The following is a 6877-nucleotide window of genomic DNA, read 5'->3' on the forward strand; positions in this document are numbered from 1 at the left end:
TGAAACTCAAATCTGATTTTATCGAAAACAGTGGCGTGGGATGATGCTTTAGGTGTGGTGCTGCGGGCAATCAAGACTTGCGGTCACACCAGAGGAGGAAGAATATGCGCAATTCACTGTTGGTGAGCGTTGCGGCGATTTCGCTGCTGTCCGCCGCCGGTCCGGCATTTGCCGATGGTCGCCTGAGCGTGCTCTGCGGCGCCGAAGAACCCCACTGCGCTGCACTGGAAGCGGCTTTCGAGGCCAAGACTGGCATCGACGTATCCATGGTCCGCAAGTCCACTGGCGAGATCCTCGCCCAGGTCCGCGCCGAGAAGGACAATCCCAAGGTCGACGTCTGGTGGGGCGGCACCGGTGATCCGCAGCTTCAAGCCGCAGAGGAGGGCCTGCTTGAGCCATATACCTCCCCCGCTTTGCCGGACCTGCTGGGCTGGGCGCAGAACTTTGCCTCGGTTGCGAACGGCCAGGCCACCGGCATCTACGCCGGCGCCCTCGGTATCGGTTACAACAGCGAGTTGCTCGCCCAGAAGGGCGTGCCGGCACCGCAGTGCTGGGCCGACCTGATCAAGGAAGACTACCGCGGCGAAATCCAAATTGCCGATCCCAACTCGTCCGGCACAGCCTACACCGCGCTGGCCACGCTTGTTCAACTGTTCGACGACAAGGAGGCCTTCACTTATCTGGTGGCGCTCGACAAGAATGTGAACAGCTATACCAAGTCCGGCTCGGCTCCGATCAAGGCGGCTGCCCGTGGCGAGACGATGATCGGCATCTCGTTCATGCACGACATGGTTACCCAGAAGCAGGCCGGTTTCCCGATCGAGATCGTCGCGCCCTGCGAGGGGACGGGTTATGAGATCGGTGGCGTGAGCATCATCAAGGGCGCTCGCAACATCGACAATGCCAAGCTGTTTGTCGATTTCGCCCTGAGCCCCGAAGGGCAAGGCGCGGGCGCTGCGGCCGGCATGAACCAGGTGCCATCCAACGTGAATTCGGTGGTGCCGCCAGAAGCGCCAGACATCACGACGATCAAGCTGATCGACTATGACTTCGCCACCTATGGCACGGCGGAATACCGGACCTATTTGCTCGGGCGCTTCGCCGAGCAGGTTCGCGTCATCGAATAGGTCCATCCCGACCTGCTCGGGGTCGGCACTAGCCGGCCCCATTTTCCTTCTTCGGAGAGTGTATCGTGGCAAAACCCCTGACCCTGAGCGCTGCGCTCGGGCTGATAGGCTATGTCCTGTTGCCCTGGTTTGGCGTCGAATACGGCATCTTTGAGCGCGACTGGATCGACGCCGGCGGCCTGCTTTCGCCCGAGGGTGCGTCGGGGCTGCTGCAGACTCCGCTCGCCGGCCGCTTCTACCTGCTTCTGCCGGGTGCCATCCTGATGTTCCTTCTCGGCTTCGCCCGGCTCGGCAAGCCAACCGCCGGTCAACAGCGGATAGCCCTCGGCGTAACGCTGGCCGGCCTGCTGGTCACAGCAGCACCGGGCTTCCTGTCGCGCTGGACGGGCCTGGACCTCCCCGCGCTCGGCGTCATCAGGGAGCCGCTCGGCTATGGCGCGATGGCCGCCCTGGCGAGCATGTTCTTCTGCGCCACGACGATCTGGTCCAAGCTCGGCCGTGGCAATCGCGATGCCTTCGTGGTAGGCGCGATTGCTTTCATCGTCGCGCTCATCGGGATTTTCGTCTTCTATCCGCTGGCCCACGTGCTGGGCAGCGCCTTCAGTCCTGCCGGAGGCCGCTCCGGCCTTGAATCGGCGTGGCACACACTGACCGGTTCGGACCTTTGGAGTGTATCCTGCTGGTTTGGTGGCCGCGCCTGCGGCTCTGCCGTCAATTCCTTGACCCTCGGCATCATGACGGCCACCAGCACCACCTTCTTGGGCCTGGCCTTTGCGCTATTGGCAACGCGCACCCGCTTCCCTGCCAAGCGCCTGCTGCGGGCGCTGGCCGTGTTGCCCGTCATCACGCCGCCCTTCGTAGTGGGGCTGGCGCTGATCCTGCTGTTCGGCCGCGCCGGCAGCGTCACCCAATTCTTCGCCGACCTGACCGGCATGGATGCCGGCCGCTGGTTCTACGGCATTTGGGGTGTCTGGCTCGGCCAGACGCTGGCCTTCACGCCTATCGCCTTCCTCGTGCTGGTGGGCGTGGTTGAGGGCGTCAGTCCGTCCCTCGAAGAGGCGGCACAGACGCTCAGGGCCGACCTGGGCGCGACCATGCGCAGCATTTCACTGCCCCTATTCAAGCCCGGTATCGCCAACGCTTTCCTGCTTGGCTTCATCGAAAGCCTCGCCGACTTCGGCAACCCCTTGGTGCTCGGCGGTTCCCATGGCGTCCTGTCGACCGACATCTACTTTGCAGTCGTCGGCGCTCAGGCCGATGCCGGCCGGGCGGGGGTTCTGGCGCTGATCTTGCTTTGCATGACCCTTGGCGCCTTCCACGTGCAGCGCCAATGGCTAGGTAAGGCCAATTACACCACCATTACCGGCAAGGGCGACAGCGGTGCACACGCTCCACTGTCGAGGGCCCATTCATTCCTGGTGCATGCCGTCACCGTGCCGTGGCTGGCCTTCACCGTGATCATCTACGTCATGATTTTCTATGGCAGCGTGGTCAAGCTCTGGGGCCTGGATCACTCGCTGACCCTGCAGCACTATGTGAGCGCCTTCGGTGTGGAATGGACCGAGCGCGGCCTGTGGTGGAACGGGCGCGCCTGGGACTCCTTCTGGACCACCATCTCGCTTTCGGCCATCGCCGCGCCGATCACCGCCGCAATAGGCCTGCTCACGGCCTGGCTGCTGATCCGCCAGAACTTCTTCGGCAAGGCGACCTTCGAATTCGCCACCATGCTGAGCTTTGCCGTGCCCGGCACGGTCGTGGGGGTCAGCTATATCCTGGCCTTCAATGCCCCGCCTGTCGAACTAACGGGCACTGGCATCATCCTGGTTCTGTGCTTCGTGTTCCGCAACATGCCCGTCGGCGTCCGCGGTGGCGTGGCCGCGATGAAGCAGCTCGATCCGAGCCTTGATGAAGCATCGCTGACCCTAGGCGCGAACAGCTTCCAGACCCTGCGGGTCGTCATTCTGCCGCTGCTACGTCCGGCCATCGTTGCCGCGATTGCCTATAGCTTCATCCGGGCCATCACCTCGGTCAGCGCCGTGATCTTCCTCGTCACGGCCGATCAGAACATGGCGACGGCCTACATTATCGGCCTGGTCGAGAGCGGCGAATATGGCGTGGCCATCGCCTATTCATCGGTGCTGATCCTGGTGATGCTGGTGGTCGTGACCGGTGTCCAGTTGTTGTTCGGCAAGCGCACGCTCCGTCGCGAAAATCGCCTCGGGCAAGCCCAAGGCGCCATCGCGCCCACCCCCAATCAAGCCATTTCGGAGGCTGAACATGTCCCAGCTCGCTAAAGCCACGTCTCTCGCCAATTTCGGACGCGTCCAGTTTACCGACGTCGTCAAGAACTATGGAAAGATACGCGCGGTCAACGGCACGACCCTGAGTATTGACCCCGGTCAATTGGTGACCCTGTTGGGCCCCAGTGGCTGCGGCAAGACCACGACACTGCGCATGATTGCCGGCCTCGAATTGCCGACTGCCGGCAGGATCGAGATTGGTGACACGGACGTGTCCAATTTGCCGGCCACCTATCGCAACGTCGCCATGGTCTTCCAGTCCTACGCGCTGTTCCCGCATATGTCGGTGCTCGACAATGTCTCCTATGGCCTGCGCATGACGAAGGTGCCGAAAGCTGATGCCTATGTGCGTGCCGAACAAACGCTGGGACTGGTGGGGCTGGAAGGCTACGGCTCCCGCCTGCCCAGCGAACTCTCCGGCGGCCAGCAGCAGCGCGTCGCCGTGGCGCGCGCAGTTGTGCTGCAACCCGAGGTCCTGCTGCTCGACGAACCGCTCTCCAACCTTGATGCCAAGCTGCGCCGCCAGGTGCGGGAAGAGATCAGGGCGCTGCAGCAGCGGCTGCAGGTGACCACCATTTACGTCACTCATGACCAGGAAGAGGCCATGGCCGTTTCCGATCGCATCATCGTCATGGAGAAGGGCGAGGTCGCCCAGGATGGGACGCCACAGGATCTCTACGAACACCCCAGGTCCCGGTTCATCGCCAGTTTCATCGGCGAGGCCAACCTGGTGCCTTGCTCAATCGAACGCGCGGCGAACGGGCAGTGCCATGCCGAAGTGAACGGCGTGCACGTTGCTGTCCCGCAGACCGAGCTTCGAGGCGAGGCGACACTGGTCATCCGACCGGAGGCAACCACGCTGTCCGAAGGCGACGGAGCCGGTGCTATCCCTGCTACTGTCAGCTCGGTGGCCTATCTTGGCGACCGTGTCTATTACGGGCTCTCCAGTCCCCTGGGCCAGTTGTTCCATATCGAGCACACGTCGTCGGTAAGGCATCCCAAGTCCAGCGACGTCGTCATCCGGTTCGACGCTGCCAAGCTGCGCGTTGTGAAATGAGGCCGATGGTTGTCGACGACATCGACATCACCGGGTTCAGCTTCTCTGGGCTGATCTTTGATTGCGATGGCACGCTGGCAGATACCGGCGAGCTTCACCTCCGGTCGTTTCAAGAAGCGCTGGCGCAGCAAGGGTTCGCCATGGATGCAGACTGGTATCATGCCCGAGGCGGTATGGCCCGCGTCGAGTTGCTACAATGCTTCCGCTCAGAATTCGGCATTGACCTGGACTGCCGCCGCGCCGCCTGGCAGAGCATTGCCGCCTTCGGTGCGATGGCGTCGAGCGTAAGGCCGATAGCGGCGACAGCCCGGATCATAGAGCAGTTCCAGGGCGAGATACCCATGGCGGTGGCCTCGAATGCCGAACGGCCGGTCGTCCTGGCGACGCTCAAGGCAATCGGCATGCTGGAGGCCTTCTCGGCTATCGTGACGATAACGGAAGCGATCGTGCCCAAGCCGGCACCGCGCGTCTTCCTAATGGCCGCCGATCTGTTGCGCCTGCCACCGGAGGAGTGCCTCGTTTTTGAAGATTCCGCTGAAGGCCTAACCGCAGCACTCGCCGCGAGGATGAAAGCCGTCGACGTGCGGCCATATCGAACGCGCTGAGGCGATCCTGCACGAACGCGCGGCTGATCCTTGTAACGTCGCGTGCTCGCCTGAGCGTCTGCTTTTAGGGGGCCGCCACAATGTGTTGAAGGACCGGGCGCGTTGCGGACGGGCAGGGTAGGGGCGGAACGGCGGTTTAGTTTCCACGAGTGTCAGCGGACGCAGGCAGGGCGGCTAACCCCCCGTCAAGCAGGACTCTGCTCGACAATCCCAGGCAAAACGACCACCGCCTTTTGGCTCTTCGGTCACGCCAGTCTAGTCGCGTCGTGGCATCGGCAAGCCCGCACTATCATTTTTGCATACGAATGCAAAAATGTGTTGCATGCGTATGCATTGCTGCGTACCAATTATGACGTGCGGAAGACAAAGGCCGGGTCTGGACGAGTTGAGCAAGTGTCCCGGCCCCGGTCGCGGGAGCGTAAACGACAACAGGGGATGGTCGGCGCACTGGCCCAAGGGAGCGCCGTTCACCGTCAGGAGAACAACATGAAGCTTATCTTGAAGACATCAGTATCGCTTGGGGTCCTGTGCCTCACTGCCGGCGCTGCGTTTGCCGATTGCGGCATCGAGGGGGCCGGCTCCGTCCGCATCCTCTCCAACGACTTCGAGGCCCTGCGCCTCGTCAATGCCACCGCCGAGGAATGCGCCAGCGATGCGGTGACCGTCACCGCCAATGCCAATGCCGAGCACAAGAACCTCCAGGTTCCGGCGCTCTCGATCAACCCGGCCGAATATACCGTGGCCGTGGTCGCCAACAATTCCATCGTGCCGCTGCTCAATGACGACCTGATCCGTCCGCTTGACGACCTGGTCGCCAAGTATGGTGCTTCGCTCCAGCCCAACCAGTTGATCAAGATCGACGGCAAGGTCATGGCGATCGCCTTCATGGGCAACGCCCAGCACCTGTTCTACCGCAAGGACGTCCTGGACGCTGCCGGCGTCGCCGAGCCCAAATCCTATGAAGACATCCTGGCCGCCGCCGAAGCCATCAAGGCATCGGGCGCCATGGAATATCCGGTGGCCGCTTCAGTAAAGCCAGGCTGGGATCTCGCTGCCGAATTCGTCAATGCCTATTTGGGCACTGGCGGCGAGTTCTTCACACCGGGCTCGGCCGAGCTGGCCATCGACAACGAAAACGGCCTCAAGGTCCTCGAGACCATGCGCGCTTTGACCGCCTATATGGACCCGGACTACCTGACTTTTGACGCCAATGGCATCAAGGCCGAGTATGAAGCCGGCAACACCGCCATGATGGTCGAATGGGGCTCGCTCGCCGGCGCTACCATCGATGATGAAGGCGCTGCTGAGGGCGTCGTCGCCAACACGGTTCTGGCCGCTGCGCCGACCATCGGTGGCGGCACCATCCCAGCGGTTGCGCTGTGGTGGGACGGCTTCACCATTGCCAAGAATGTCTCCGACGAAGACGCTGCGGTCTCGTTCCAGGCCATGGTGCATGGCATCAGCCCCGAAATGGTCGCTGCCAATCCCTCCGTCGCCACCTGGCTGGTTGCTGGCTACGAGCCCGGTCCGGCGGCCGTTGGCGTGATCGCCACGGCCAATGGCGGCGCCCGTGCCTATCCGATGCAGCCCTATATGGGCCTGCTGCACACGGCCCTCTCTTCCGAGCTGGCCGAGTTCATGGCCGGGACCGAAGATGCTGCCCAGGCCCTGGCCGACGTCAAGGCCGCCTACGATACCGCTGCCAAGGAAGGCGGCTTCCTGTAAGATGGCGAAGCGGATGTGGCGTGATTGCGCCGCATCCACAAGACGGCACCTCCCCCTCTGATG

Annotated in this window: 5 protein-coding genes; all 5 read left to right on the forward strand. The window is 62.7% G+C overall.

Annotation, left to right across the window (positions count from 1 at the left end):
- Positions 1–104 precede the first annotated feature (104 nt).
- The 5 genes from IH615_RS08145 (at position 105) to IH615_RS08165 (ending at position 6814) form a co-directional block, all read left to right on the forward strand.
- Complete coding sequence (locus IH615_RS08145) at positions 105–1127, forward strand: ABC transporter substrate-binding protein (RefSeq protein WP_291361259.1); 1023 nt, start codon at positions 105–107, stop codon at positions 1125–1127.
- Positions 1128–1192: 65 nt separating this feature from the next.
- Complete coding sequence (locus tag IH615_RS08150; protein WP_291361260.1) at positions 1193–3421, forward strand: iron ABC transporter permease; 2229 nt, start codon at positions 1193–1195, stop codon at positions 3419–3421.
- Positions 3405–4484, forward strand: a complete 1080-nt coding sequence (locus IH615_RS08155; RefSeq protein WP_291361262.1) for an ABC transporter ATP-binding protein — start codon at positions 3405–3407, stop codon at positions 4482–4484. The genes IH615_RS08150 and IH615_RS08155 overlap by 17 nt, the downstream gene beginning before the upstream one ends.
- 5 nt (positions 4485–4489) lie before the next feature.
- Positions 4490–5089: an HAD family phosphatase gene (locus IH615_RS08160; RefSeq protein ID WP_291361264.1), complete on the forward strand. Its 600-nt coding sequence runs from the start codon at positions 4490–4492 to the stop codon at positions 5087–5089.
- Positions 5090–5575: 486 nt separating this feature from the next.
- Positions 5576–6814, forward strand: coding sequence for an extracellular solute-binding protein (locus IH615_RS08165; RefSeq protein WP_291361265.1), 1239 nt, complete (start codon positions 5576–5578; stop codon positions 6812–6814).
- Positions 6815–6877: the final 63 nt, after the last annotated feature.

The sequence above is a fragment of the Devosia sp. genome, from assembly GCF_014860165.1.
Lineage (GTDB): Bacteria > Pseudomonadota > Alphaproteobacteria > Rhizobiales > Devosiaceae > Devosia.